At 36.7% G+C, this 25,140-nt stretch carries 24 protein-coding genes; 10 read left to right on the top strand and 14 right to left on the bottom strand.

The window, feature by feature from the left end:
* Genes tgt through GOQ16_RS06940 form a run of 3 tightly spaced genes read left to right on the top strand, consistent with a single transcriptional unit; the run spans position 1 to position 3,155 of the window.
* Positions 1-1,131 (top strand): tRNA guanosine(34) transglycosylase Tgt, encoded by a 1,131-nt coding sequence (tgt, locus tag GOQ16_RS06950; RefSeq protein WP_160068626.1) that lies wholly within the window; start codon positions 1-3, stop codon positions 1,129-1,131.
* A 40-nt stretch (positions 1,132-1,171) separates the two neighbouring features.
* On the top strand, positions 1,172-2,254 hold the full coding sequence (locus GOQ16_RS06945; protein ID WP_149913252.1) for an LptF/LptG family permease: 1,083 nt from the start codon (positions 1,172-1,174) through the stop codon (positions 2,252-2,254).
* A 7-nt stretch (positions 2,255-2,261) separates the two neighbouring features.
* Positions 2,262-3,155, top strand: a complete 894-nt coding sequence (locus tag GOQ16_RS06940; protein WP_160068625.1) for a DMT family transporter — start codon at positions 2,262-2,264, stop codon at positions 3,153-3,155.
* Between the two features lie 31 nt (positions 3,156-3,186).
* Here GOQ16_RS06940 and mnhG read toward each other — a convergent pair whose 3' ends face one another.
* The 9 genes from mnhG to acs all read right to left on the bottom strand — a co-directional run bounded on the left by mnhG (position 3,187) and on the right by acs (position 11,920).
* A complete protein-coding gene (gene mnhG, locus GOQ16_RS06935) occupies positions 3,187-3,612 on the bottom strand; it encodes a monovalent cation/H(+) antiporter subunit G (RefSeq protein WP_149913250.1) in 426 nt (141 codons plus the stop codon).
* Entirely contained in the window at positions 3,605-3,877 is a 273-nt protein-coding gene (locus tag GOQ16_RS06930; RefSeq protein ID WP_149913249.1) for a monovalent cation/H+ antiporter complex subunit F, read from the bottom strand. Before GOQ16_RS06930 ends, mnhG begins: the two co-directional genes overlap by 8 nt.
* Positions 3,874-4,350: a Na+/H+ antiporter subunit E gene (locus tag GOQ16_RS06925; protein WP_149913248.1), complete on the bottom strand. Its 477-nt coding sequence runs from the start codon at positions 4,348-4,350 to the stop codon at positions 3,874-3,876. The genes GOQ16_RS06930 and GOQ16_RS06925 overlap by 4 nt, the downstream gene beginning before the upstream one ends.
* A gap of 4 nt (positions 4,351-4,354) precedes the next feature.
* Positions 4,355-5,863 carry a proton-conducting transporter transmembrane domain-containing protein gene (locus GOQ16_RS06920; RefSeq protein WP_160068624.1) on the bottom strand — a complete coding sequence of 503 codons (1,509 nt, stop codon included), beginning with the start codon at positions 5,861-5,863 and terminating at the stop codon, positions 4,355-4,357.
* Complete coding sequence (locus tag GOQ16_RS06915) at positions 5,860-6,216, bottom strand: Na+/H+ antiporter subunit C (protein ID WP_149913246.1); 357 nt, start codon at positions 6,214-6,216, stop codon at positions 5,860-5,862. The genes GOQ16_RS06920 and GOQ16_RS06915 overlap by 4 nt, the downstream gene beginning before the upstream one ends.
* Positions 6,216-6,641, bottom strand: coding sequence for a Na+/H+ antiporter subunit B (locus GOQ16_RS06910; protein WP_160068623.1), 426 nt, complete (start codon positions 6,639-6,641; stop codon positions 6,216-6,218). The genes GOQ16_RS06915 and GOQ16_RS06910 overlap by 1 nt, the downstream gene beginning before the upstream one ends.
* Position 6,642: 1 nt before the next feature.
* A complete protein-coding gene (locus tag GOQ16_RS06905; RefSeq protein ID WP_160068622.1) occupies positions 6,643-8,958 on the bottom strand; it encodes a putative monovalent cation/H+ antiporter subunit A in 2,316 nt (771 codons plus the stop codon).
* Between the two features lie 98 nt (positions 8,959-9,056).
* Positions 9,057-9,917 carry an alpha/beta hydrolase gene (locus tag GOQ16_RS06900; RefSeq protein ID WP_160068621.1) on the bottom strand — a complete coding sequence of 287 codons (861 nt, stop codon included), beginning with the start codon at positions 9,915-9,917 and terminating at the stop codon, positions 9,057-9,059.
* Between the two features lie 83 nt (positions 9,918-10,000).
* Positions 10,001-11,920 carry an acetate--CoA ligase gene (acs, locus tag GOQ16_RS06895; RefSeq protein ID WP_160068620.1) on the bottom strand — a complete coding sequence of 640 codons (1,920 nt, stop codon included), beginning with the start codon at positions 11,918-11,920 and terminating at the stop codon, positions 10,001-10,003.
* 200 nt (positions 11,921-12,120) lie between these two features.
* Between acs and GOQ16_RS06890 the strand changes: the two genes are divergently transcribed.
* Entirely contained in the window at positions 12,121-12,993 is an 873-nt protein-coding gene (locus tag GOQ16_RS06890) for a UbiA prenyltransferase family protein (protein WP_160068619.1), read from the top strand.
* On the opposite strand, the gene GOQ16_RS06885 is transcribed toward GOQ16_RS06890, so the two are convergent.
* From GOQ16_RS06885 to rsmA, 3 genes are read right to left on the bottom strand one after another with little or no spacing between them, the layout of a single operon-like run.
* Positions 12,955-13,884, bottom strand: coding sequence for an NAD(P)-dependent oxidoreductase (locus GOQ16_RS06885; protein ID WP_160068618.1), 930 nt, complete (start codon positions 13,882-13,884; stop codon positions 12,955-12,957). The genes GOQ16_RS06890 and GOQ16_RS06885 overlap by 39 nt on opposite strands.
* Positions 13,885-13,888: 4 nt before the next feature.
* Positions 13,889-15,052, bottom strand: a complete 1,164-nt coding sequence (locus tag GOQ16_RS06880) for an FAD-dependent monooxygenase (protein ID WP_160068617.1) — start codon at positions 15,050-15,052, stop codon at positions 13,889-13,891.
* 2 nt (positions 15,053-15,054) lie between these two features.
* Positions 15,055-15,834, bottom strand: a complete 780-nt coding sequence (rsmA, locus tag GOQ16_RS06875; protein WP_160068616.1) for a 16S rRNA (adenine(1518)-N(6)/adenine(1519)-N(6))-dimethyltransferase RsmA — start codon at positions 15,832-15,834, stop codon at positions 15,055-15,057.
* Between the two features lie 390 nt (positions 15,835-16,224).
* Between rsmA and pdxA the strand changes: the two genes are divergently transcribed.
* From pdxA to GOQ16_RS06850, 5 genes are all read left to right on the top strand, one after another.
* Entirely contained in the window at positions 16,225-17,280 is a 1,056-nt protein-coding gene (gene pdxA, locus GOQ16_RS06870) for a 4-hydroxythreonine-4-phosphate dehydrogenase PdxA (RefSeq protein ID WP_160068615.1), read from the top strand.
* 97 nt (positions 17,281-17,377) lie between these two features.
* A complete protein-coding gene (locus tag GOQ16_RS06865) occupies positions 17,378-18,808 on the top strand; it encodes a CCA tRNA nucleotidyltransferase (RefSeq protein WP_160068614.1) in 1,431 nt (476 codons plus the stop codon).
* Positions 18,809-18,858: 50 nt separating this feature from the next.
* Entirely contained in the window at positions 18,859-19,449 is a 591-nt protein-coding gene (locus tag GOQ16_RS06860; RefSeq protein ID WP_160068613.1) for an IS1096 element passenger TnpR family protein, read from the top strand.
* Between the two features lie 3 nt (positions 19,450-19,452).
* Positions 19,453-20,373 (top strand): tRNA (adenosine(37)-N6)-dimethylallyltransferase MiaA, encoded by a 921-nt coding sequence (gene miaA, locus GOQ16_RS06855; protein WP_160068612.1) that lies wholly within the window; start codon positions 19,453-19,455, stop codon positions 20,371-20,373.
* A 117-nt stretch (positions 20,374-20,490) separates the two neighbouring features.
* Positions 20,491-21,354 (top strand): mechanosensitive ion channel family protein, encoded by an 864-nt coding sequence (locus tag GOQ16_RS06850; RefSeq protein ID WP_204987440.1) that lies wholly within the window; start codon positions 20,491-20,493, stop codon positions 21,352-21,354.
* A gap of 78 nt (positions 21,355-21,432) precedes the next feature.
* On the opposite strand, the gene GOQ16_RS06845 is transcribed toward GOQ16_RS06850, so the two are convergent.
* Together GOQ16_RS06845 and GOQ16_RS06840 are read right to left on the bottom strand one after the other, a co-directional pair.
* Entirely contained in the window at positions 21,433-21,858 is a 426-nt protein-coding gene (locus GOQ16_RS06845; RefSeq protein WP_160068611.1) for a nuclear transport factor 2 family protein, read from the bottom strand.
* 208 nt (positions 21,859-22,066) lie between these two features.
* Entirely contained in the window at positions 22,067-23,134 is a 1,068-nt protein-coding gene (locus tag GOQ16_RS06840; protein ID WP_160068610.1) for a branched-chain amino acid aminotransferase, read from the bottom strand.
* Positions 23,135-23,290: 156 nt separating this feature from the next.
* On the opposite strand from GOQ16_RS06840, the gene GOQ16_RS06835 reads away from it, so the two are divergent.
* Entirely contained in the window at positions 23,291-25,054 is a 1,764-nt protein-coding gene (locus GOQ16_RS06835) for an OmpA family protein (RefSeq protein WP_160068609.1), read from the top strand.
* The last annotated feature ends 86 nt before the right edge of the window (positions 25,055-25,140 follow it).

Below are 25,140 nucleotides of genomic sequence, written 5' to 3'. Positions count from 1 at the left end.
ATGAAATTTACGCTTAAAGCTCAAGATAAACTTTCCAGTGCACGTGCAGGGGTATTAGAGACAGCTCACGGAACAATAGAAACTCCAATTTTTATGCCTGTGGGTACCGCTGGAACAGTTAAGGCTGTACATCAACATGAATTAGTTAACGATATTCAAGCCCAAATTATTCTGGGCAATACATATCATTTGTATTTGAGACCTGGGTTGGATGTAATTCAAAAAGCTGGAGGACTGCATAAGTTTAATGGATGGGATAAGCCTATTTTAACGGATTCAGGAGGTTATCAAGTTTATTCCTTGACAGAAGTACGTAAAATTCGTGAAGAAGGAGTGACATTTCGTTCGCATGTAGATGGATCAAAACATTTATTTACGCCAGAGAATGTAATGGATACGCAACGTGTCATCGGTGCGGATATTATTATGGCATTCGATGAGTGTACACCATATCCGTGTGATTACAATTACGCGCGTCGTTCATTGGATATGACACACCGTTGGTTGAAGCGTTGTTGCGATCGTTTTGATAACACAGATCCATTGTACGGTTACGATCAGACATTGTTTCCGATTGTTCAAGGTTCGGTATATAAAGATTTGCGTGCGAAATCAGCAGAAGTAATCGCTTCATTTGAGCGCGAGGGTAACGCTATTGGCGGTCTTTCGGTGGGTGAACCTGCTGAAGAGATGTATGCGATGACCGAAGTTGTGACGAATATTCTTCCTAAAGAGAAACCGCGTTATTTGATGGGGGTAGGTACGCCAATCAACATTTTAGAAAATATCGCATTAGGTATTGATATGTTTGATTGTGTGATGCCGACACGTAATGCACGTAATGGAATGCTTTTCACCCAAAATGGTATTATTAATATCAAAAATGAAAAGTGGAAAGATGATTTTTCGCCAATCGAAGCAGAAAGCGACTTGATGATGGATCAAGTATATACAAAAGCTTATTTGAGACATCTTATTCGTTCGCAAGAAATATTAGGTGCACAAATTGCGTCTTTACACAATTTGCATTTTTACTTGTGGTTGGTAAAACAAGCACGTGCGAAAATCATAGAAGGTACATTCTATGATTGGAAAGAGAAAATGGTGAAAATATTAGGACAACGTCTGTAAATATTTTTAGTTTTCAATATTTACTATTTACTTTGAATCAATGAATCTTATAGATCGCTATATCTTCAAGAAGTACATGACTACCTTTGTCTTTACGGTAGCCATATTCATTGTCGTTATCGTGATTTTTGATATTTCGGAGAAATTGGATGATTTCCTCAAAAACAAGGCATCTTTTGCAGATGTTTTGTTGCGTTATTATGCATTAGGATCTGTTCCCTTTTTCTTGAATATGTTGACGCCGCTAATCAATTTTATTGCAGTGATATTTTTCACTTCTAAGATGGCGGATCAAACGGAGATAGTTCCAATCTTGAATGGTGGAATGAGTTTCAATCGGATGTTGCGTCCATATCTTTATGGTGCTGCAATCATCTTTGGTTTTACCCTAGTTTCCAATCTCTGGATTCTTCCGGCAACCAATCGCATCAAGGTGAATTTTGAAAATGTCTATGTCAAACCGCATAAAGTAAGTACGAATACGACTTCTACACACATGCAGATCGACAGCAATACCTATGTATTCATTGAGAATTTTGATACCAAAACAGCTGTGGGGTATAATTTCGTATTGGAGAAGTTTGATGGTATTGAAATGACGGAAAAGTTGATGGCAGATCGTGTGGTTTGGGATTCTACGTTGAGTAAATGGCGAATTGAAAATTATACCAATCGTATTATCACAGGACTGAAGGAGAAGATGGAGAAAGGCGATAAGAGAGACACCACATTGGATATGCTTCCTCGTGATTTTGAGATCTATGAGAATGCCTTTACGGCGATGACCACGAAGGAACTGAACGAGCGAATTGAAAAGGAAGAAACTCGGGGTACGGGATTGATGACGGACATGTTGTTGGAAAAATACAAACGTTGGATTAGTCCATTTGCTGCATTTATATTGACACTAATGGGGGTTGCATTGTCATCCAAAAAAGTACGTGGAGGTATTGGTTTAAGTTTAGGAATTGGTATTGGGTTGAGTTTTACCTTTTTAGTATTGAATCAGTTTACCACAATGTTTGCTTTGAAAGGCGGTTTTCCACCATTACTAGCCGTCCTGACACCAAGCATTATATTTTTAGTGTTAACGATTATTCTGCTCAAAAAAGCTCCAAAATAATTTATCTATGATTTTTTTTACGCGCAATCGTAATTTGTTTATTTTACATTTTACGGTGCTTATCTGGGGATTTACGGGCGTCCTTGGATCTTTAATTTCTACACCCGCACTTCAATTGGTGTGGTATCGCGTTCTTATCGCTGCGATTACATTGATTGGGTATCATTTTATCATTCGAAAAAAGATGATAGTCCCCATTAAGGATATCTTAAAGTTTATGGGGGTGGGCTTATTGGTTGGCTTGCATTGGGTATTGTTTTTTCAAGCAATCAAGGTGTCGACCGTTTCGGTTACACTGGTTACTTTATCATCTTTGACACTGTTTACTTCGATTCTTGAACCATTATTTTATCGTCGCAAATTGTCTATTGGTGATATTATCGTGGGAATTGTAATCATTTTTGGTATTTATCTAATTTTCAAATTCGAATTTCAATATTGGTTGGGCATATCATTAGGACTTTGCGCAGCATTGTGCGCAAGTATTTTTTCTATTCTAAATGGAAAAATGGTGCAAAAAACGAGTCCCAGCATTATTACACAATATGAAATGATTGGTGCTTTTATAGGCGTATCAATAGTTTTGTTGGTTACAGGACAATTTAATGAGCACATGATTCTGTCAAGTAAAGACTTTTTCTACTTGTTTATATTGGGTAGTATTTGTACAGCGCTGGCGTATGTATTAGGTGTGGCCGTCATGAAAGAATTGTCTGCCTTCACGGTAGCTTTAGTGACCAATTTAGAACCTGTTTACGGGATTGTACTTGCGTTCTTTTTTATTGGTAGTACAGAGAAAATGAGTGTTGGATTTTACGCTGGAGCGATCATTATATTGAGTGCTGTATTTGTTTATCCTACGTTAAAAACTAAAATTCAAAACTTAAGAGCTGCGGTTTAAATAGAAAAGTCAAACTTTAAGTTTGACTTTTCTATTTAGTTTCTTCTTCGGTATCGGCGATTTGATCGGGCTCATCTCCACATATTTCCGCCATATTTACTTGTTTTTCATTTTTCAACTCATGAGTTTCCTTGTCATACATGCCATTCAACTCATCAATAATTGTCTCTTTCCACAATGGCGTACCTGTGAAGTATGCTGCACGTCCTATCATATGCGCAGCAATTGGCGAGGTGATAATTAAGAAAAAAGTTATGGCAATGGCTTTAGTACTTACTGAAATGTCGGGAAATATTATCGCAGCACATAACAGGAGTAAACCTACGCCCATCGTTGCTGCCTTTACCGTAACAGAGAGCCTCAGGTAAAAATCTGGCATACGCAGAATACCCAAAGACGCAAAAAATATAGACAAAGCACCTATTGTGCTTAGAATACCAATTATAATATCAATCATCTTCTCTTTTTTCAATGTAAAACGAAAAGGCTACTGTTCCCAAAAATGCAATAAGCGCCAACATTATCGCAACATCCAATAATACTTTCTGGTTAGAACGTATTGTGAAAATCGTAATAATTCCTATACCAATCGTAATTATCAAATCCAGCGCAATTACACGATCCACTACTTTAGGACCTTTGATTAGTCTTATGAATACCAGAATAACTGAAATCGTCAGTACGGGCAGTATAAAATAATCGAAATATGCTTCTAATGTCATCGTATAGCCTCCAATAATCTACGTTCAAGTCCTGTTTTCATATCCCTCACAAATTTCTCTGGATTATTCAAATACATCACATGGATGTACATTGTCCTTTTGTCATCGCTAATATCCACAATCAAAGTGCCTGGTGTCAGTGAGATCATTGTAGATAGCAAATTAATTTCTGTATCGGTTTTCGCATTCAGCGGAAATTTTACAATTCCAGGCTTCATAAAATATTTAGGTGTCATTACATCGTACGCAACTTGTACATTTGCTTTGATCATTTCCCAAATAAAATAAAACACAAAACTAATAATACGCGGCACTTTGTAGAAGTAACTTCTATCGCCATCCGTACGATTCATGATCCAAAGAATCCCAAATCCTAGCATAAAACCAAAAACAAAATTGGTATAATACATGGATCCCGTTAGTGCTACCCAAATGAACGATAGCAGTAAGTTCATCAAAAACTGTTTAATCATACTACTAATTTTGTTTACCTAATACTGCCTCAACATAAGCTGAAGTGTCTATCAATTGATCCGAAATCTTATCGACCAATTGAACTATAACCTCCGCATTTAACCCTACGTAAATCGTGATTGCACCCAACAAGCCAATAGGCAATACCAATAATATTTTTCTGACTAAAGGCATGGGTTCGAATTTATCTTCGATTTCTGCACCTGCCGGAATATCTTTCCAAAATACCTCTGACCACATTCGTGCAATGACGAATAAAGTCACAAAACTACCCAATACTAATGCAGCAATAAATGCATACTCTTCTAAATTAAACGCTTCTTTGAATAAAAATATTTTGGGCCAGAATCCCGATAATGGCGGAATGCCTACCAAAGAAAATAGTATAAGGGCGATAAGTAAGGAGATTTTAGGATATTGCGCATAAATTCCTCCTAACACTTTCATATCCATTGTGCCACGCATTTGACGAATCAATCCAGCTATCAAAAACATATTTGTTTTTACTAAGATATCGTGGAACAAATAAAATATAGTTCCCATCAATGCTACTTTAGTGAACATACCTATACCACCGAGCATAAAACCAATATGACAAACGATAAGGTACGAAAACAGACGTCTAATATTAAGCTTGATTAAAGCACCCAAACTTCCTGTTATTATTGTTAACACGGCTAATACCATTAACAAATTGCGAGTGAATTCATCTGGTATAAAGATCAAACTGAATACACGCAACATAGCATAGATTCCGACTTTGGTTAACAAACCCCCAAAGGTAGCAGCTACCGCTGAAGGAGGCGTATGGTAGGAGGATGGAAGCCAATAATATAACGGGAATACGGCAGATTTAATACCAAAACCCATTAAAAAGAATGTAGACGTAATACCAATCAAGAATTGGTTATCGACCAATTTAATCTTTTGCGAAAGGTCAGCCATATTCAATGATCCTGTGATTCCATACAGAATACCAATTCCTGTTAAGAAAAATGTGGAGGCTAATATATTGAGAGCCATATATTTTACGGCACCTTCGAGCTGTGTTTTACGGCCTCCTAAAGTCATTAAGACGAAAGAAGATATAATAATAACCTCAAACCACACGTATAAATTGAATATATCACCTGTTAAAAACGCACCGTTCAAACCCATTACCAAGAAATGGAAAATAGGGAAGTAGCCATAGAGCATTCGTTGTCTATTGATTCCAGTTGAAGAGAATAACGATACGGCCAATCCCGCAATCGAGGTTATTAATACCAAGGTACTGCTTAATAAATCGGCGACAAAGACAATTCCGAATGGCGCATCCCAGTTGGAAGCGTTTAATGTCAGAATGCCTTGATCGTAAACTTTTGACAACAAACGTATAGAAACAAGTACACCTAGGAATGAGCCTATTCCACTTATGAAACGCTGTGTAACGGTTTTTCGCCACGTAATTAATTGTAGGATGGCGGTGAATAAATGTATAAATACCGGACCTAAAATGTGGTTATCAATCATATATCTTCCTCCTCCGGTGTATTTAAATCGTCCAAATCATCTGAATCAACCAAAGCATATACTCTTTTGAGTAATACAATAGCAAATGCTGTCAAAGCGAAACTAATTACAATCGCCGTCAATATTAAGGCTTGAGGAATCGGATCTGCATAATTATCTTGAAACATTTTAGCAGCTTCATCGATCACAGGAGGCTTTCCTTTAGTAATACCTCCCAATAAAAAGATGAGGATATTAGCTCCTGTTCCCAAAAACATAATTCCCAACAAGAGTTTCACCATACTTCTTCGCAGAATGAGGTAGACTCCAGCGGAATACAATAAACCTATTAATATGATAAGTAATAACTCCATTAATTTTTCTCTTCTAAATTATTAAGGGAAATGGTAAATAGGATTGTTAAGACCACACCAATAACTACCAAATACACCCCTAAATCAAAAAATAAAGACGAACCAATCATTCCTATAAAAGGAATAGGCTCTTCAAACCACAATCCTGTCATAGGCGGATAGCCTAATAATAAAGGAATGGTTACGCTCAATGCAGAAGTGCCCAATCCTATTGGGATCAGTGATAGCGGTTTTCTTTTTAAAATTTTCATTGTAGACTCTGTACCATTTGCGAAACTATGTAACACAAAAGCAATAGACGCAACGAGCCCACCGACAAATCCGCCACCAGGATAATAGTGTCCACGTAGTAATAAGAACACAGAGAACAAAAGTAAAATCGGGAGCAAGTATTTTGTTGCAGATTGTAATATAGGACTCTTCATATTATTCTTTCTCCGTAGATTTTAAGCGTAAACGAATCAAACTATACACCCCAATTGCTGCGATACTCAATACCACAGTTTCGAACATCGTGTCAATGCCTCTAAAGTCTACTAAGATTACATTAACAACGTTTTTACCTTTTGCTAATAAATAAGCATTTTCTCCATAGAAATCTGATATTTCTGCAGAAATAGGTTCTGACCACACTTTCAAAGCAACTAACGATAAAATAATACCGAAGCCCGCTGCTACAAAAGCATCTCTCACCAATACCGCTTTACTTGTTAAATTGATGAATGGAGGAAGTTTATACAATACCAATACAAAAAGTACAGTACTTAATGTGTCAATTGTAAATTGTGTCATCGCTAAATCTGGCGCACTATAAATCACAAATATCAAACAGATACAATACCCGATGACACTCATCGCTACTACAGCTGTCAATCGGGATGGGGTAGTGACCACAATATAAACCGCACCAATTAATATAATAACAATTGCTATCTCATACCAATCTGGATAGGTTAGTGTCCAAATATCGAGTTTGATAGGTCCGCTCAACCAAAGTCTATATGCGATTAATGCTTCCGCAAAAAGAATAATTTTCAGATGATACGATCTCAAATACCCATTGTGAAATAGATTTGTATACCATTCGGAAAATCTTAATATATCATTCGCGTAGCCCGTAATAATACGTTGAGGGGAGATGCTATTTAATTTCTCAACAGCTTGTAGCTTTGACAAACTAGGTTTGTTAATCCAATAGATTAGTGCACCTAGCGCAAGTGTTATAAGACTTAATATTAAAACCGTGTTAAACCCATGCCATACTTTTAAGTGTGATTCTGTGTCTTGTCCCCAAATAGTATTTGCAGCAGCAGTGGTAAGGTAATCACCAGCAAATGCAGGTAAAATCCCGAAGAAAATGCCACCAATCGCCAATATCAGTGGTGGAATCCACATTGCTTTGTATGGTAAATGGACTTTTTCAAACTCTTGAGGAAGAGCACCAACAAATGGTTTTATACCTGCCATAAAACCTGCAGCCACCAAACCAATATTGGTTACTACAGCCAAGCCTGTCAAAATCCAAACCCATTCTGGTAGGCTATAATGTAAAGTAGCTTCGTAAATTAGATCTTTGCCAATAAATCCAAACGTAATAAAGGGTAATCCAGCACTTGATAATGCTGCAAGAATTCCAGCTAACGCCACAGGTGCAAGTACTTTCCGAAGTCCCGAAAGTACGGTAATATCGCGTGTATGTGTTTCGTGATCAACAATACCCGTCACCATGAATAAAGTTGCTTTGTAAAGTGCGTGTGCTAAAATAAAAACAGCTACTGCGACCATCGCTTCTTTTGTGCCCAAACCCAATAAAAAGGTCAATACGCCCAAGGCTGATATCGTCGAATAAGCCAAAATAGCTTTCATATCAATTCTGAATAGCGAATGAATAGCCGCATAAAGCATCGTTATTCCACCAACTACGATTAATGTTGTATTCCAATAAACATGGTCACCCAAAATCGGTGTAAATCTTGCCAGTATAAAAATACCAGCTTTTACCATCGTTGCAGAATGTAAGTATGCAGATACTGGAGTTGGTGCTTTCATCGCTCCTGGCAACCAGAAATGGAATGGGAATTGTGCTGATTTAGTAAAAGCCCCAACAAACAATAATCCGATTATTAAAGGATATAATTGATGATTTAATATAACGTCGCGATGGTCGATTAGTTCTGAAATAGTATAAGTTCCAGCAACATTTCCCATCAGCACAAGTGCTAGCAATAAGAAAAATCCCCCAAATCCTGTAATTCCTAACGCTGTTAATGCACTTTTTCGTGAATCGGCACTATCGTTATTGAATCCTATTAAGAAAAACGAACTGATACTGGTGAGTTCCCAAAATACAAATAACAATAAAATATTGTCGGAAAGAACTACGCCCAACATAGCGGACATAAATAGCATCAAGTAACCAAAGAATCGATCAAAGTAGGCGTGTCCCTTAAGATAAGCGCGCCCATAAAAGAAAATACAAGCACCAATTCCTGTTATTAATACAGCGAATAATAGGGATAATCCATCCAGATTAAAGTTAAAATTTATACCTAGGCTTGGTACCCAATTTATTTGTTGTACCAATGTGCTCCCACTAGAGATCAAAGGGATTTGGTAAGCAAAATAGAGAAATAAAAGTGTAGGAAGTATGGGGAGTAAAATACTCCATTTGGCTTTAAATTGCCTTCCAAAAAAAACTAAAACAAGTGAAAATATTAATCCTGATAATACTGTTAATAGCATTTACAATTTATTATGGATTTACGAATTCCATAAAAATAGTAAAATTACGTGGTTTTTGAAGCGATAAATTGTCGATTTTTGAATTTTTGTGTCTTAAATTACCAATGTTTATTTATGAAGTTGAGAAGTTTTGGATATGAATCTGCCAAGTCTGAATCGAAAAGAATATGGAAAGAATTTGGATATTCATGGTATTCGGATGGAATAGATAATTGTTTGAGTTTAGCATCCAAGTCTTTGGAATGGTCTTTGGGAACTACAGGGTCTAAAGCGCCATGAAATGAAATTGTTGGTTTTCCATTGCTTGCATTTATACTGGCATATGGGCTAAAAGAGCTGTATAAATCCTGATTCCATGGTTTCCCAAAAAGTGGATAAAGTAAATCTTCAACGCTAATGAATAATCCCAAATTGTAAGAATCATACCATTCCTTTGCGTCAAGTCGTGATGGTCCGAAATAATTTCCAACAGAACGGATAACTTTCGATGTATCATATTTATACGCATACATCATGGATAGATGTGCGCCAGAACTCGCACCTACCAATGCTATTTTATTGCTTATGTTAAATTTTGCGGTGTTTTCTAAAATAAAAGAAATAACCTTACTTACATCAGTAATTTGGTCTTCTATAAAAACGGATTGTCCATCGATGTAGCGGTAATTTATGTTAGCAATTGCAATCGTTGGATCTAGTTCTCTTATGGAAGCGATTGATTCGTTCAATTCTGATTTATCACCACTAATCCATGCTCCTCCATGTATCATTACAATAATTTTAGTATTGATATTCCTATTCTCTGGTAAGTACAAATCTAACTTGTGACGAATATGATACCCATACGTTGTGTCTTTGATTTCTTTATAACTTGTTTCAACAAATGGTGCTTCATAATCATCATCTTTACATGAAGAAATTAGAAATACGATAAAGAGAAGATAAAAGATTTTTTGCATACTAGGTATAATGTATACGAATATACATTATTTTAATAAAAGTTTAAAAATCAAAAGGATAGCTTTTGGCTATCCTCTCTGTTTTATTTATTTTTTAAATTTTGAGCTCCTTCAATAATTTTGTCAACCACTGTAGGGTCTTGTAATGTAGAAGTATCTCCCAAACTTCCCAAATCATTTTCAGCTACTTTGCGCAAAATTCTACGCATGATTTTTCCAGAACGCGTTTTTGGTAAATCGGATACGAATTGGATAATATCAGGTTTTGCGATAGCGCCAATCAAACGTGTCACTGTTTGCAAAATATCTTGACGTGTTTTGTCTGCATCGATGTGATGATTTGCAATAACATAGGCATATATTCCTTGACCTTTTACTGGGTGCGGATAACCTACAATCGCAGATTCTACAACATCGGAGTGCATATTAATCGCATTTTCAACTTCCGCTGTACCAATACGGTGTCCAGAAACATTCAATACATCATCTACACGACCAGTAATACGGTAATAGCCTTCAGGGTTACGGTAACAACCATCTCCTGTGAAATACATGTTTTCGTATGTAGAGAAATAAGTTTGTTTACAACGTTCGTGGTCACCCCAAGTGGTGCGCAACATGCCTGGCCAAGGGAATTTGATGCAAAGATTTCCAGAAACATCATTTCCTTCAATCTCTTTTCCATTCTCATCCATTAGACATGGTTGTACACCTGGAAGAGGTAATAATGCATAGCCTGGTACTTCTGGAGTCACACCTGCAATAGGAGTAATTAAATGACCACCATTTTCTGTTTGCCACCACGTATCTGCTATTGGACATTTCCCTTTACCAACTTTGTCTTTGTACCAATGCCAAGCTTCTTCATTGATCGGTTCGCCCACTGAACCCAATACGCGCAATGAAGATAAATCTTTTGAATCTACATATTCATCACCAAAAGCCATCAACGAACGAATAGCTGTTGGTGCAGTATATAAAATATTTACTTTGTATTTGTCCACGATATCCCAATATCTCCCCGCATCTGGGAAAGTTGGAATACCTTCAAACATCAATGAAGTAGCCCCCTGTGAAAGTGGTCCGTATACTATATAACTATGTCCTGTAATCCAACCTATGTCAGCAGTACAAAAATAAACTTCACCCTGTTGATATTGGAATGTATTAGCAAATGTATAGCCCGTGTAAATCATGTAGCCAGCAGTAGTGTGCACAACACCCTTAGGTTTGCCAGTCGAGCCAGAGGTATAAAGAATGAATAATGTATCTTCAGCATCCATTTCTTCAGCAGGACATGCAGGGTTTCCTTGTGTTTCTACTTTCTTGATTTCATCTTCCCACCATACATCACGACCTTTCAACATCGAGATAGGCGTACGAGAACGTGTCAATACGATTACTTTGTCTACTGATTTACATTGCATTAATGCATCGTCAACAATAGTTTTTAGTTCTAACACTTTATTACCACGGAAACCACCATCTGCCGTGATGACCAATTTACATTCAGCATCATTGATACGGTCTGCGATAGACTGTGCGGAGAATCCACCAAATACAACAGAGTGAATTGCCCCAATACGTGCACACGCCAATACAGCAATAACTAATTCAGGTACCATCGGTAAATAAATACACACACGGTCACCTTTTTTGATGTTGTTGTTTTTTAAGACGTTAGCGAATTGCTCAACTTTACTCAAAAGTTGTTTGTACGTCAATATACGATGTGCCTCTGATGGGTCGTTAGGTTCCCAAATAATAGCTGGCGTATCGCCGTTTTTGTAAATATGTCTATCAAGACAGTTTTCGGTAATATTTAATTTACCACCTTCAAACCATTTGATGTCTGGTTCTGTAAAATTCCAATTTAGGACGTTAGTCCATTTTCTTTTCCAAAAAAAGTTGCTTGCAACATCTCCCCAAAATTCCTCTGGATTTTCGACACTTCTCTTATAAGTGTCCTGATACTCTTCAAAAGTTTTAAATTGAAAACTCATCTCTCTTACGCTTAAATTTCTATAGGTTTATATTCTTATTATACTTAGTTATCCATTTCAGACATTCATTTATTCAATGTGGTAAAACGCCTGATATAGAGGCTAATTTAATTTTTTTAGATATTAAAAGCGAATAAAAACAGTATATAATTAGTAATTATCTGTGTCAAAGTGAATAAATTTATGTCGTGAAATCACATATGGGTGTTTGGAAAATTATCGTATTTACGAATCTCTTGATTGCTTTGGCAGCAGGTGCACAAGTGCTCTTGAGTTATTTGATTTTTCAAATTCCTTACAATTTCAATGTTGTTATTTTAGAGTTCTCAGCGACTTTGTTGCTTTATAATTTGAGCATTTGGATTTCAAAGCCAAATGACCATAAGACATCTCCTTATGAGCGTACGCGCTGGATTTTCGGAAATATGCATGTGTTTTGGACGCTGAATGCAATAGCTTCACTATTGTTATTATACACACTGACGCAAATTCATTTTCATACCTTTGTATATTTAGGTTTTATAGGAGTTTTAAGTTTGGCTTATGCGTTGCCAATATTGAAAAATCATGGGCAATGGAAAAATTTTCGGCATGTGCCTTATATCAAGGTCTTTCATATTGCTTTAATTTGGTCGTTAAGTACTGTAGGATTGGTTAATATAGAGCACAGCAACAATTTACAAGCTGTAGAATGGACAAGCTTACTTTATGTGCTGAGTTGTAAATTTTTATTTATTCTGTTGGTCACGTTACCATTTGATATACGGGACATGAAGCAAGACTCTTACTATCATTTGAAAACTGTTCCTTTAGCTTTGGGACAGGTAAAGGCGCAGAATCTTTGCTACATGTTAGGTTTGGTGCACATTTTATTGGTTTTAGCCATGCCTACTTCAAGCGACATCAAAATAGGCTTAATAGTATGTGATGTTTTGGTGTTGATACTTTTCAAAACCAAAATATTTAAAGAGCAGAATAGTTTTTTGAATGTATATTTGTTGGATTTGGTATTAGTGATTCAGTTTTTATTCTGTTTATTTAGTGTTCAAATAGCTAATAATTTTATCCGCTAAAATATCCGAAAGCTTAAAGTAGCTTTCAAAAGTCCAACCTGCTACATGTGGACTTAGAATAACATTATCGCGCGAAACTAAAGCTTGATACCAATCTTGCTCGCCTAAGGCGGGGAATTTCTCAATTGGAAGTACATCTAAAGCAGCACCTATTATTTTACCAGCATCCAAAGCTTTCAACAAAGCAGGAACATGGACGATTCCACCTCTTGCACCCATCAGAAAGAAAATAGGCTTGCGGAAATGAAAAAGGTATTCTTCATTCACCAAACCTTTGGTTTCACGTGTCAACGGAATATGAAAACTAACTATATCAGCTTGCTTAACGATTTCTTCCATCGAAACTTCCGTAGCAAATTGGTCTGAGAATCCTGTTTTGTATTTATCGTATGCAATGACTTTTACATCGAAACCCGAAAGTTTTTTTGCCATAGCTTGCCCATTATGTCCATAACCAATCAAAGCGACAGTTCGACCCTTGAGCTCATACCCACGGTTTTCTTCACGTTTCCATTGACCTTGACGAATTTCAGCATTACCGCGATTGAGTTTATTCATCAGACTTAAGAGCATTCCAATCATATGTTCACCCACGGCATCACAGTTTCCTTCGTTGGCGGGAAAAAGTTGTATTGATTTTGCAATAGCATATTCTTCGTCGATATTGTCCATACCTGCACCTGACCGTCCAATCAATTGTAGGCTTGGGGATAAATCAATGAAAGCTTGGTCAACTTGAAATTTGGAACGAATAATCAAACCCGAGTAGTTAGAAATGATTTTTTCCGCTTCTAGACGAGTGATATTAGGTTGGTAATTGTAAGTAATTCCAGCCTTATCAAACTTTTCTAAAAGTATCTCGTGTATGTCGTCAACGATAAGAATATTCATATTGTTATTTGCCAATTTTCATAAAATCCACAGACAAAAGTTGTGCTAATCCCGATTGTGCAATGCGTGCAGGTAGTAATTTCATAATGGTATTTCTGAAAGAAACCATAAGTGGATTGTCCCATTGCGAAATTTCGCCAATTCTTTTGGATGTATCTGTGATATATTTTGTGCGTTTCAAACGCCTATTTTCAAACTTACGAAATGCCTGCGTTACGGAATCTGTTATTTTCAATTCATCCATTAAGACAGCAACATCTTCCAACGCCTGACAAGCACCTTGACCAAGATTTGGCGTCGTAGCATGTCCAGCATCACCTAAAAGCAAAATATTACCATACGCCAAATGTGTCAAGGGTTTAATGTCGATGATGTCATTCCAAATCAAATCTACATCTCTGGTTTCGGCGAGAATGGTTGGAATCGTGGTATGGTAATCTTGAAAATGTGTTTTTAAATCTTTTACCGAATAATTTCTATAAATGGCATTATTCGCCTTGCTATTGACGCACGCATACCAATAAATCCGATTACCGACCAAAGGTGTCATACCAAAACGACCATCTTTTCCCCAAGTTTCAGAACCTTTGTCTAACTTTATACTGCTATTGTCAATGGTAGCGCGCCAGCAAGTATAACCCGAATAACGAGGCGTAGAATGCGGTAGGAGCTGTTGACGTAATGGTGATTTAACGCCGTCCGCTATCAGTAAATATTTGCACTTTACAGTACTTTCATCATCAAAAGAAACTGTGATTATATCAGCAGTTTGTTCGAAACGTATGGCTTTTTTTCCTAGAATTATTTTTTCGTTTGGTATTTGGTTGAGTAGGTAGAAATGTAAATCCGCGCGATGAATCGTAAAATTATCTTGATTGTATTGTTGTGAAAGTTTTTTGGTGTCGGGTGCTAACAAGATATTACCACGCTGATCCAAAATATTAAAAGAACTGGTATAAAATCCAATTTTCTCTACACCCTGCTTCAAACCCAATAAATCTAGAGCTTGCATAGCATTAGCTGCTAATCCAAAACCTGCGCCTATGCCTTTTAGCTCTTTTGCTTGTTCAAAAACTACAAATTCACGACCTAACTGTCTAAGACCGATAGCTGTTGTTAATCCTGCTACGCCTCCGCCAATTATCGCGAATTCAGTTTCGATTTGCATGTTTATTTTGTGTTGGTTATCTCATTCGTCAAGGCTACAAAATCCTGTACGGTTAATCGTTCAGCACGTAATTCATATAATGGATTGTCGCTCATTTTGTCTTTTGCGATAACACCAGAAAGGGAGTTTCGTAACGTTTTACGTCTTTGATTGAAACCTGCTTTCACTACTTTCCAGAATATGGCTTCGTCACAACCTAAGTCAGTAACTTTATTGCGGGTCATACGCATTACACCCGAAAGAACTTTTGGAGGAGGATTGAAAGCGCCAGCCTTTACAGTAAACAAATATTCAACATCGTAATATGCTTGCAAGAAAACAGATAGAATTCCATATTCTTTACTTCCCGGTTTGGCTACACAACGTTCGGCAACTTCTTTTTGAAACATCCCCGCCATTTGAACCACACGGTCTCTTTCTTCTAAGATTTTGAATAGAATCTGAGAAGAAATATTGTAAGGATAGTTTCCGATAACAGCCATTTTCTCACCGAAATATTTGCTGAAATCTAGTTGTAAGAAATCACCATGAATCAAGCGGTCACCTAATTGAGGATATTTATCGGCAAGATATTCAATCGATTCGTCATCGACATCAATCAAAAAAGTCTCGTAATCCTCTTTCTGTAGTAGAAAATCAGACAATACGCCCATACCAGGACCAACTTCCAAAACTTGCGTAAATCCAAGTGAAGTATCTAGCGCGTCAGCAATGCGCTGAGCTGCGTTTTTGTCATTTAAAAAATGTTGTCCTAAGTGTTTTTTTGCGCGTACCGTACCCATATTTTCCTGTAAGCCTCAAAATTAAAAAGTAATTGTGACATTGCCACAAAAAGATTTCGCTATGTTTCTTGTAGTCTTTCAAAAATAGAATGTTGAGTACGTGTGTGCGTGAAGTTGAAAAAAATGAAAATGGATTGATACGTTTCTATTCAAATTAATGTAATGGCAGTTGTTCTGCGGAAAATGTCGCCTTAGTGAGTTGCCAACTGCAGGGATGATGAGTCATTGTGGCAACTCAGTACAGCGACGATTTTTTGGCTACTTTTTGAGGGAAAAAGTAGTTGCCTGCCCGGCATAAGGGCTGAAACATATATTATAGTTGAATTGACAATCATTTACCTTCTTCTTTCTTATTTTTTTTCTATTTTTGAGTTGAAAAACACTAAAACGATGAGTGAAAAATTAAAAGTTGGTATTAGTATAGGTGACATCAATGGTATTGGTCTGGAAGTGATTATCAAATCGCTCTTGGATAGTCGTGTGCTAGATTTCTTCACACCTATTGTATACGGCAATACCAAGAATGCTTCATTTCATCGTAAAGCAAATAATATCAATGATTTCAGTTTTAACGTCATCAATGATGTGGAGCAAGCAAATCCGAAGCGTCCAAACTTAATCAACTGTTGGCAAGAAGATGTTAAAATCACGTTAGGTGAAGAAAATGAAATTGGTGGTAAATATGCATTCATTTCATTAGAAAGAGCGGTTGAAGATTTGACAGCAGGAAAAATTGATGCGCTGGTGACAGCTCCTATCAACAAACACAATATTCAAAGCGAGGAATTTAATTTTCCAGGTCACACCGAATATTTGCAAAGCAAAACCAATGCAGATGATGTGTTGATGTTTATGGTTTGTGATGAATTAAGAATCGGTGTGGTAACAGGTCACATTCCATTAAATGAAGTTGCTAGTAAAATTTCGGAAGAAGCTATTCTGAAGAAACTACGCTTAATGAATGAATCGTTGAAAAAGGACTTCTGGGTTCAAAAACCAAAAATTGCTGTGTTGGGCTTAAATCCTCATGCAGGTGATAATGGCGTAATTGGAACTGAAGACGATACTATTATAGCTCCAACTTTGGAGAAAGCTAATGAAGAAGGTATATTCTGTTTTGGTCCTTATCCAGCAGATGGTTTTTTCGCAGGCGACGCCTACAAAAAATTTGATGCGGTATTGGCAATGTATCATGATCAAGGTTTAATTCCATTTAAACATATTGCACGCCGCAAAGGTGTAAATTATACAGCAGGATTACCTATTGTGCGCACCTCACCAGACCACGGTACGGGATATGATATTGCAGGTAAAAATTTGGCATCACATGAATCATTTATGGAGGCCATATTTACAGCTGTGCATATCGTTAAAAATCGTCGTGAACAAGCTGAATTATTGGAAAATCCATTGGCATTTCGCAAACTTTCGAGAGACAGAGATTAGTCATATTGGGATAATACCTTTATATTTTTAACTCATTTTTCTTTTTATTTGAGTATTTTTGCCAACTAAATAGATCGGCAAGATCTATATGTGTGCTATGACTGAAGAATTACAACACCCGATATTTTCTATTATCAAAGAGTTAGCTGACAAGACAAACACAGAAGTGTATGTGATTGGCGGTTATGTGCGGGATAGAATTATGGGACGTCCATTCAAAAATGATGTGGATATTTTGGTAATTGGTTCAGGAATAGATTTTGCAACCAAATTAGGAGAAAGATTGCATACTAAAGTTGCGGTTTACAAATCTTTTGGAACTGCGATGTTGGTGTACGATGGTTTGGATGTGGAGTTTGTTGGGGCACGAAAAGAATCTTATCGTCGTGATTCTCGTAAGCCTATTGTGGAAGACGGTACGTTACAAGATGATCAGAATCGCCGTGATTTCACAATCAATGCAATGGCATATTCGTTGAACTCGGAAACTTATGGTCAATTGCTAGATCCATTTGATGGATTGACGGATATCGAAAATCGTATTATACGTACGCCTTTAGCACCTAACGAAACTTTTTCAGACGATCCATTACGCATGATGCGTGCCATTCGTTTTGCAACGCAATTGAATTTTAAGATTGATGTGCAAGCGATTGAAGCGATTGTAGAAACTAAAGATCGTATTCAGATTATTTCCAAAGAGCGTATTACGGACGAAATGAACAAAATCATTTTGTCAAGAAGGCCTTCTATCGGATTCAAATATTTGTTTGATACAGGTTTGTTAGCCTTGGTATTTCCAGCTATGGCAAATTTGTATGGTGTAGATTATGTGGATGGCAAAGGTCATAAAGATAATTTTTACCATACTTTGGAAGTATTGGATAATGTAGCTGAAATGTCGGATGACCTGTGGTTACGTTGGGCTGCTATTATGCACGATATTGCCAAACCTGCCACAAAGCGTTTTGACAAGCGTATTGGTTGGACATTTCACGGGCACGAAGACAAAGGTGCGCGTATGGTGCCTAAATTGTTTGCCGAGATGAAATTGCCATTGAATGAGAAGATGAAATTTGTTCAAAAACTTGTTCAACTACATTTGCGTCCAATTGTTTTGGCGCAAGATATTGTTACCGATTCCGCTGTTCGACGTTTGCTGTTTGAAGCTGGAGATGATATCGATGCATTGATGTTATTATGTCATGCGGACGTGACGACTAAAAACGAATTTAAAAAGAAGAAGTATCGTGACAATTTTGAATTGGTCAAACAAAAACTGAAGGATGTAGAAGAGCGCGATCATTTGCGTAACTGGCAACCTCCTGTTACGGGTGAAGATATTATGCATGTGTTTGATTTGGGGCCGAGCAGACAAGTTGGTATTATTAAAAATGCAATTCGCGAAGCGATATTGGATGGTGAAATACCTAACGAGCGCATGGCAGCTTATAATTTTATGCTGGACAAAGCAAAAGCATTGAATTTAGAGCCAAAGCAAATATTGTCTTTAGAGACAACAAAATAATTTTTAATTTTATAGTTAGAAACTAAGCTTAACTTAGCGTATAAAGATATATGGCAGTTTACAGATTTAGAGTTACTTTCGAAGATTACGAAGACATTTATCGTGATATTGACATGCCTTCAAAAGGTACTTTTTTGGAATTACATCACGAGATACATAAGAGCACGGGTTATAATGCTGAAGTTTCATCCTCGTTTTATGTAAGTAATGATCAGTGGAAAAAAGGAACAGAAATCGCGCATCTTCCAAATCCACGTAAGAAGGAAAGTGGTGTTTTAATCATGGAAGATATTCGTTTAAGTAAGTTTATCGATGATCCACACCAAAAGTTTTATTACATCTACAATTTTGATAGACCATACGATTTTCATGTGGAATTGGTGAAAATTCTGAAAGAAGAAGATGGGAAAGAATATCCTTCATTATTCAAATCTGTAGGTATTGCACCAAAATCTGCAGCAGCAGCTAACTTTCCTGTGTCTACAGATGATGACGACGAGGAAGATGACATTATCGAAGATGTTGCATCGGAAGTATACGGTGTTGATGAAGAAGATGATATCGACTTGATGGATGACGATGAGGAAGAGGGTGAAGAAGGAGAGAAAGAAGAATTCGGTGGAGGAGAAGACGAATATTAATTGATGTCTTCAACAAAACAAAATAAAAAAACTTTAGTCGTAGTGGTTGGTCCTACAGCAGTAGGTAAAACAGCTACGGCTATTTTATTAGCGCAGCATTTTAATACTGAAATCATTTCGGCTGATTCCCGTCAGTTTTATAGAGAAATGACTATTGGTACAGCGAAACCTGATAGTGATGAATTAGCGGCAGTACCACATCATTTTATTAATTCGCATTCTATCCAAGAAGAATATTCCGCGGGGGATTTTGAACGTGATGCGTTAAAATTGTTGGATGAATTATTCAAGACGAAGGATGTTGTTATCATGGTCGGTGGTTCAGGATTATTCGTTCGTGCGGTTTGTGAAGGTTTGGATGACTTGCCTAAGGCTCCTGATGGTATTCGCGATGTGTTGAATAAAGAATTTGAAGAAAACGGCTTAGAGCCTCTAAAATCCCGTCTTAAAGAAATAGATCCTGCTTACTACGCAATTGCAGATATAGACAATCCACAACGTGTTATTCGTGCATTGGAAGTCTATGAAGCTACAGGAAATCCTATATCTTTCTACCAAAAGAAAGATTTATCTAAGCGTCGATTCGAAATTGAGACCATTGGGTTGAATATGGATCGTGAGAAATTATACGAGCGTATCAATTTGCGCGTAGATAAAATGATACAAGCGGGACTATTGGATGAGGTAAAATCTTTAGCCGCCTATCGTTATAAGCCTGCTATGCTCACAGTAGGCTATTCCGAAATTTTTGATTACTTAGATGGTAATTGTTCTCAGCAAGAAGCTATCGACAAAATCAAGCAAAATTCGCGTCGCTACGCTAAACGTCAAATCACTTGGTTCAAAAAATACGGCAATACCACATGGTTTGAACCTCACCAATTAGACGAAATGCTACAATTTGTAAAGATTAAAATAGTTTAATAAGCGTATAAGGGCACTATTGTAGATGATAATTTACCTTTCTATAAATCAGAACTTTATGTAGTGTGTGTTTGGCTATAAGTTTGATTATTATAATAAAAATTAAACTTTTTAATTATGAAGCTGTTGCAAATAGAAACAAATCTTCCAGATGCTAATCAATTACTTGATAGCAGTCAACTCTATGTTTTGAAAATTAAGGATATGGCCTTGGATTATGCACCAAAAATTTTAGGGGCTATTTTGGTGTATCTTATTGGTAGTTGGATCATCAGCCGCATTGCCAGTGTAAGTCGTAAGATGATGGTTCATCGCAAATTTGATGTATCTCTTCAAACATTCCTAATTTCTCTTATCAAGGTTGGTCTTACGGTAATGATGTTCTTAGCTATTGTAGGTATGCTTGGTGTTAATATCACAAGTTTTGCAGCGTTGTTAGCAGGTGCTGGTTTAGCTATTGGAGCAGCCTTGAATGGTTCATTAGGCAATCTTGCAGGAGGAGTAATGCTCATGATCTTTAAACCTTTCAAAGTGGGGGATATTATCGATGCGCAAGGTGTAGCAGGCGTTGTCACTGAAATCGGAATTTTTTGTACGACAATTTTATCACCAGAAAACAAAACTATAATATTGCCTAAAGGGGCTCTATCTACAGGAGTCATTACAAATTTTAATACACATGGCAATCTTCGCGTTGATTTGAAGATAGGTATAGCATTAGATGCATATATTGATAGATCAAGAGAGATAGCTATCAAGGCTATGTTAATGCATCCGAAAGTCTTACAAAGTCCTTCTCCAGAGGTTAATGTATTAGAAGTTGGAAATGGGATGACGACGTTGGCGATTCGTCCGTATACCACACAAGCTGATTATTGGGATGTATATTTTGGAGCACAAGAACTCGTTAAAAAAGCTTTCGATAAAGAAGGAATTGCTGGGCCTATTCCAACACGGATTATTATCAAACAAAATCCATAGTTAGTTAAATTATATCAAAGAAAAGGCTTCACCATCCCGGAGAAGCCTTTGTTGTTAAATCGATTTGTTATTGTGGAATTATAGAAAGTTGCTAATTATTTGGTTGATTTGCCAACCTTTTGCTGTGCTTGACATATTGATAATATCAACACGTGTAAAGTTCTCAAATTTCATTGTCACCTTAGCTATAGCAGCATTACCCGATTGATCCAAAATTTCGTAAGAAGTCGCGCAATTGTAAGTTAAGTTATCAGTATTTATCAAAAACTCTGAATACTCTTTTTTCGTAGCTTTAGTTTTACTAGAAGTATTTACGAAATCAAAATCATCTGTTAACATCTCCTTAATAATGTTTTGCTTTCCTAACACCGAAGCGTCAATATATCTTGCTAAAATTGCCTTCGAAGAGTTATTCGTGCTTGGATTTACTTTACCGTTAGCGAATGAACTTAATGATAAAACCATCATTACTATTGTTGCGATTGTTGTTAAATTTCTTTTCATGGTTGTTTATGTTTTAATCTTTTAATTTCTATTTGATACCTCAAAGTTAGGTTGAAATGTCACGTCCATGAATGGCTTTTAGACCAATGAAATAGGAAAGTCGGTGAAAATATAGGTTTTTTCGGTGAGAATTTTCGTCGATGTCTTTACAACATAAAAGTCTAGACAATTTTGCCTAGACTTTTGATATGATGTGCTAAAAATCAATTTATACAATAAAATTCCATCCAAATGGATCTGAAATCTTACCGTAGCGCAATTGATTCAAATAATCCAATACTTTATTCGAAAAATCACGACCTTCAATTGCAGGCAATGTATAATCTGTTCCTTCAAAACCGATTCTGTCAATATGTGTAATGGTAGCAGCGGTACCAGCAGCAAATGCTTCAGATACTTTACCTGCTTCTATTCCTTCAATTAATTCTTGAACAGAAACTTTTCTTTGTTCGGCTTTGAAACCCCATTCTTCAGCCAATTGCATGATTGTACGTCTGGTAACACCGTGCAAAATCGTATCTCCATGCGGCGTTATAATTGTGTCACCAATACGGAAGATTAAATTTGCAGTACCAGCTTCTTCAATATACTTATGCTCATTGGCATCAGTCCACATGATTTGGTCATAACCTTCATCATTTGCCAATTGTGTTGGATATAATGATAAGGCATAGTTACCAGCATTCTTCGAAAAGCCCACACCACCTTCAGCAGCGCGCGTATATTGCGTTTCTACTTTTAGTGAAATAGGTTTGCTGTAATATGCACCAACTGGACATGTAATAATTACAAATTTATAAGATATCGATGGATGAACACCTAATGCGGATTCTGTCGCAAACATAAATGGACGGATGTAGAGAGATGTGCCCTCTATCGAAGGAACCCAGTCACGGTCAATATCCAATAATTGTTTCAAGCCACCTAAAAATATCTCTTCAGGAACTTCTGGCATCTGTAAACGTGATGCAGATTTATTAAAACGTTCCCAGTTTTTGTCTGGTCTGAAAATACTTACAGTGCCATCTTCGAATTTGTACCCTTTGATACCTTCAAAGATTGATTGACCATAATGCAAAGCAGACATAGATGGACTAATTGTTAAATCACCATAAGGCACAATGCTGACGTCTTCCCATTTGCCATTATTGTATTCAGCGACCAGCATATTGTCTGACATGATTTGTCCAAATTTAAGATTGTTGAAGTCTACTTGCGAGAGTCTCGATGTTGTTGTTGGCTCTACGCGAATTGAAATTTGTTCTGTCGCGCTCATTTTCTCTTATATATTTTAATTGGAACGCAAGTTAAAAAAAAAATCTAGAGCTACTTACTTAAATTTCAAATAGCCGGGTAACAAAGTGATTTTTTTGCTGATATATAGGAAAGGCATTAGAAATCAATAACAATATAAAACTAAAATAATCAGATTATGAAAAAACTTGTACTCGCATTAATGTTAATTGGATTTGCATTTTTAGCACAAGCACAGCAAAAGGAAAAGGGTGATTTTCAAATGGGAATCTTTGGTGGAGCAACCGCACCTTTGAACAAGTACAAAAGTTATACTAACACAAAAATTGGCTATCATGGTGGACTTTTTATGGACAAATATTTCTCAGGTAACACTTGGGGAATAGGAGTGGACGCACGTTATATTTTCAATGCGATAGCTCAGGCCGATTCTTTTCATTTTGAAAATGGATATTTGTCGACAGATTATTTGAACAAATCCAGATTCCAAGACTTTATGTTCACGATTGGTCCTTCTTACAAATTCCGTAAAAATAAGTTTCAATTGGAAGCTTACTTACGCGGTGGTATCATGCTGCAATTTTTTCCAGCATTTGTGTCATCAATCACTTACACTGATCCAAGAGGATCAGTGATAACTCATGAAATAGAAAAAACACTTAATGATACTTCCAATAAAGCAAATTCCTGGGTAGGTCTTGGTGGTCTGCGCTTTAATTATATGTTTAGTGCAAATTTTGCTGCATTTGCACATATCGATTACGTTCAATCACTCGGAACAAAATTCGGTAGCAAACCAAGTCGTTTTATTTCAGAGCGGCTAGAGACAGTAGATTCTAATCCTATAGAAACGAAAACTGCTGTAAAAGATTATGTGGATCATTATATGGTGGATGCTAAAACAATGGAATATACTGTCCATCAAACGCTCAATACAGGTTTAGGAATAAAATATGTTTTTGGAAAATCCCAAAAACCGGAGAGAACTGTAGAAAATGTAAAGTATGATGATATTGTAAAACCAGTTGAGCAAGCTAAAGATTTACAAATCGTCGTAAAAGATAAACAGACAAATATAGCGTTGAGTGGTGTGACTGTACGTGTGACTGCTACAAATTTTGACGAACTTTCTATATCAGATGCGAATGGCCAAGCTTCAAAAATTACAGACGTACAACCTGGAAATTACGAAGTAGTAGGGGAGAAAAACGGCATTAAAACAGCTATTCTACATTTGAGTGAGGAAGACTTTAAAGGTAATTCGAAAGTTATTTTCAAAGAAATATACCACGATGATCCACGATTCACATTGATAGGTGAAACTTTTGATTGTAATGTGGAGCGCAACCTTTCTAACATAAATACTGTTCTAACAAATTCAAAGTCGAAAGAAAATATGAGCCAAATATCGGATGCAGAAGGGAAATTCATTTATCAATTGAATGCACAAAGTGATTTCACTGTGGTGGCAAACCAACAAGGGCGCTATTCGCAAACCGAAATAGTTACAACAAAAGGATTGGATCGTAGCAAAACGCTTTATGTTACGTTAAAGTTAGGTGTTTGCGATTTGCAAAATAACGCGGAATTCGTTCTTAAGAATATTCTATATGACTTTGATAAGAGTACGATACGCCAAGACGCGGCAGTTGTTTTGGATAATGTGGTGTCAATTATGCAACAAAATCCAACGTTGAAAATTGAACTTTCATCGCATACTGACAGTAGAGGTAACGACGATTATAATATAAAATTATCACAGCGTCGTGCAGATGCGGCTGTAGCTTACATTGTTTCTAAAGGTATTAATCGTAATAGACTCGAAGCAAAAGGCTATGGAGAAACTAGATTAGTCAACAATTGCGGAAATGGTGTGGAGTGTTCGGAAGAACAACATCAAGAAAATCGTAGAACGGAAATCAAAGTATTAGCATATAATTAAAGCCAGCTATTATGAAAGCATCACCAAAAATAACTTCCGACATGGAAGATGAAGACTTGAATGAAATAACATTAATTGAATTTATA

Source organism: Sphingobacterium bovisgrunnientis (genome assembly GCF_009829085.1).
In the GTDB taxonomy this organism is placed as follows: Bacteria; Bacteroidota; Bacteroidia; order Sphingobacteriales; family Sphingobacteriaceae; genus Sphingobacterium; species Sphingobacterium bovisgrunnientis.
This window is presented reverse-complemented; position numbering and strand designations above follow the sequence as displayed.

Bases quoted from the DNA above. Each gene is read 5' to 3' on its own strand.
- tgt (WP_160068626.1), top strand. From the start codon at position 1: ATGAAATTTACGCTTAAAGCTCAAGATAAACTTTCCAGTGCACGTGCA.
- GOQ16_RS06945 (WP_149913252.1), top strand. From the start codon at position 1,172: ATGAATCTTATAGATCGCTATATCTTCAAGAAGTACATGACTACCTTT.
- GOQ16_RS06940 (WP_160068625.1), top strand. From the start codon at position 2,262: ATGATTTTTTTTACGCGCAATCGTAATTTGTTTATTTTACATTTTACG.
- mnhG (WP_149913250.1), bottom strand. From the start codon at position 3,612: ATGATTGATATTATAATTGGTATTCTAAGCACAATAGGTGCTTTGTCT.
- GOQ16_RS06930 (WP_149913249.1), bottom strand. From the start codon at position 3,877: ATGACATTAGAAGCATATTTCGATTATTTTATACTGCCCGTACTGACG.
- GOQ16_RS06925 (WP_149913248.1), bottom strand. From the start codon at position 4,350: ATGATTAAACAGTTTTTGATGAACTTACTGCTATCGTTCATTTGGGTA.
- GOQ16_RS06920 (WP_160068624.1), bottom strand. From the start codon at position 5,863: ATGATTGATAACCACATTTTAGGTCCGGTATTTATACATTTATTCACC.
- GOQ16_RS06915 (WP_149913246.1), bottom strand. From the start codon at position 6,216: ATGGAGTTATTACTTATCATATTAATAGGTTTATTGTATTCCGCTGGA.
- GOQ16_RS06910 (WP_160068623.1), bottom strand. From the start codon at position 6,641: ATGAAGAGTCCTATATTACAATCTGCAACAAAATACTTGCTCCCGATT.
- GOQ16_RS06905 (WP_160068622.1), bottom strand. From the start codon at position 8,958: ATGCTATTAACAGTATTATCAGGATTAATATTTTCACTTGTTTTAGTT.
- GOQ16_RS06900 (WP_160068621.1), bottom strand. From the start codon at position 9,917: ATGCAAAAAATCTTTTATCTTCTCTTTATCGTATTTCTAATTTCTTCA.
- acs (WP_160068620.1), bottom strand. From the start codon at position 11,920: ATGAGTTTTCAATTTAAAACTTTTGAAGAGTATCAGGACACTTATAAG.
- GOQ16_RS06890 (WP_160068619.1), top strand. From the start codon at position 12,121: ATGGGTGTTTGGAAAATTATCGTATTTACGAATCTCTTGATTGCTTTG.
- GOQ16_RS06885 (WP_160068618.1), bottom strand. From the start codon at position 13,884: ATGAATATTCTTATCGTTGACGACATACACGAGATACTTTTAGAAAAG.
- GOQ16_RS06880 (WP_160068617.1), bottom strand. From the start codon at position 15,052: ATGCAAATCGAAACTGAATTCGCGATAATTGGCGGAGGCGTAGCAGGA.
- rsmA (WP_160068616.1), bottom strand. From the start codon at position 15,834: ATGGGTACGGTACGCGCAAAAAAACACTTAGGACAACATTTTTTAAAT.
- pdxA (WP_160068615.1), top strand. From the start codon at position 16,225: ATGAGTGAAAAATTAAAAGTTGGTATTAGTATAGGTGACATCAATGGT.
- GOQ16_RS06865 (WP_160068614.1), top strand. From the start codon at position 17,378: ATGACTGAAGAATTACAACACCCGATATTTTCTATTATCAAAGAGTTA.
- GOQ16_RS06860 (WP_160068613.1), top strand. From the start codon at position 18,859: ATGGCAGTTTACAGATTTAGAGTTACTTTCGAAGATTACGAAGACATT.
- miaA (WP_160068612.1), top strand. From the start codon at position 19,453: ATGTCTTCAACAAAACAAAATAAAAAAACTTTAGTCGTAGTGGTTGGT.
- GOQ16_RS06850 (WP_204987440.1), top strand. From the start codon at position 20,491: ATGAAGCTGTTGCAAATAGAAACAAATCTTCCAGATGCTAATCAATTA.
- GOQ16_RS06845 (WP_160068611.1), bottom strand. From the start codon at position 21,858: ATGAAAAGAAATTTAACAACAATCGCAACAATAGTAATGATGGTTTTA.
- GOQ16_RS06840 (WP_160068610.1), bottom strand. From the start codon at position 23,134: ATGAGCGCGACAGAACAAATTTCAATTCGCGTAGAGCCAACAACAACA.
- GOQ16_RS06835 (WP_160068609.1), top strand. From the start codon at position 23,291: ATGAAAAAACTTGTACTCGCATTAATGTTAATTGGATTTGCATTTTTA.